Annotated in this window: 2 protein-coding genes; both read right to left on the reverse strand. The window is 50.1% G+C overall.

The genetic code is table 11. The features are described from left to right. Window positions 1-1,021: glycine C-acetyltransferase (locus ACRCZA_RS08130; protein WP_438673952.1), on the reverse strand; the 1,021-nt coding region annotated here is incomplete at its 3' end. A 173-nt stretch (window positions 1,022-1,194) separates the two neighbouring features. Next, the coding region (locus ACRCZA_RS08135; protein WP_438673953.1) for a TetR/AcrR family transcriptional regulator at window positions 1,195-1,396 on the reverse strand (202 nt) is incomplete at its 5' end.

The raw sequence follows: 1,396 nt of genomic DNA on the forward strand, positions 1-1,396 counted from the left end.
AGTCGCTTGCCAGTTTGGCATCGCCAATCATCACTGGGATAATCGCGTGGTCGGCGCCGCCTAAGGTAAAGCCTGCCGCTGACATTTTTTCACGGAAATAACGGCTGTTTTCCCATACCGCTTCACGCAGTGCTTGGCCCGATTTGAGCATCTCTAATACATGGATAGACGCTGTCACAATCGACGGTGCTAATGAGTTAGAAAACAGGTATGGGCGAGAGCGTTGACGTAACCAGTCGATGACTTCTTTTTTGCCCGAAGTGAAACCGCCCGATGCACCACCTAAGGCTTTACCTAGGGTGCCGGTGATAATGTCGATACGGCCCATCACGCCACAGTGCTCGTGGGAGCCGCGACCATTTTGGCCAACAAAACCCACCGCATGTGAGTCGTCAACCATCACCAGCGCGCCGTATTTATCGGCTAAGTCACACACGCCTTGCAGGTTGGCGATCACGCCGTCCATGGAGAACACACCGTCGGTGGCGATCAAAATATTGCGCGCACCGGCAGCTTTGGCGGCGATCAGTTGGGTTTCTAAATCCGCCATGTCGTTGTTAGCGTAACGGAAGCGTTTGGCCTTACATAAACGCACACCATCGATGATTGAGGCATGGTTTAAGGCGTCGGAGATAATCGCATCTTCGGCATCTAACAGGGTTTCAAACAGGCCTGCGTTGGCGTCGAAGCACGAAGAATACAGAATGGTGTCTTCCATCCCGAGGAATTCACTCAGGCTGGCTTCGAGTTGTTTGTGAATGTCTTGGGTGCCGCAAATAAAGCGTACCGACGCCATACCAAAGCCGTGGCTATCTAAACCTTGTTGGGCGGCTTTGATGAGTTCTGGGTGATTGGCTAAACCCAGATAGTTGTTCGCGCAAAAGTTAACAACTTCTTGGTGATTAACTTGAATGGCAGTCTGTTGTGGTGAGGCAATAATGCGCTCATTTTTATATAAGCCTTCGGCTTTGATGTCACTAAGCTGTTGATTAATGCGGGTATAAAATGAAGTTGAGGCCACCTGACATCTCCTGAATTAAGGTTATTCTGATCTTGGGAGTGGCCGCATTCTAACGCTAAACCCCTTGGGTCTACAGCCTTTTTCGTGCTGCGAACCGAGATAAATGGGTTGAGGAGTAAAGGATTGGTTACACCGCATTTCTGCGCGCGTGTCGTGAATTTATGGCTGCAGGGTTAGTTGGCGGCTTGGTTGGCAAGCTCACGGTAATGCTGTTCTAGGCGACTAAAGGTGGGTAAGGATGCGGGGGTTGCGTAGGCTTGAAAGAGCATCAATACCCGTAAAATCCCTTCATAGAGCGTGGATTTGGTTATGGTGGAGGTGCTGGATTGGGTCAGTTGATAGCCAATCCAAAAGCTGACAATCATCTTAATCGTG

The organism is Shewanella sp. (assembly GCF_051658185.1).
Lineage (GTDB): Bacteria > Pseudomonadota > Gammaproteobacteria > Enterobacterales > Shewanellaceae > Shewanella.